The organism is Enterovibrio norvegicus, from assembly GCF_002876705.1.
GTDB classification, from domain to species: domain Bacteria; phylum Pseudomonadota; class Gammaproteobacteria; order Enterobacterales; family Vibrionaceae; genus Enterovibrio; species Enterovibrio norvegicus_B.
In genome coordinates this window covers 1-227 of the sequence record NZ_MDAG01000093.1, presented here as the reverse complement: position 1 = coordinate 227, position 227 = coordinate 1, and the positions used below count along the sequence as shown (strand labels likewise).

Below are 227 nucleotides of genomic sequence, written 5' to 3'. Positions count from 1 at the left end.
TCAATTCATTTCCTCTCTATAAAGAGAAGTCATGAATCTACTAGTCAGCTTTCCAGATTTTTAAAGAGCAAAGTGATGTTTCTCTGACGAGAATGTCCACTTTCTAAATATTCTCTTTCGAAAACACTTAAAGAGTGGTGGAGCTATGCGGGATCGAACCGCAGACCTCCTGCGTGCAAGGCAGGCGCTCTCCCAGCTGAGCTATAACCCCATCGAGTGGTCTTCTT

General features: G+C 44.1%; 1 tRNA gene. It reads right to left on the bottom strand.

Features of this window, described 5'->3' with window-relative positions:
• Positions 1–135: 135 nt before the first annotated feature.
• Positions 136–211: transfer RNA gene (locus tag BCT27_RS25330), tRNA-Ala, on the bottom strand.
• Positions 212–227: the final 16 nt, after the last annotated feature.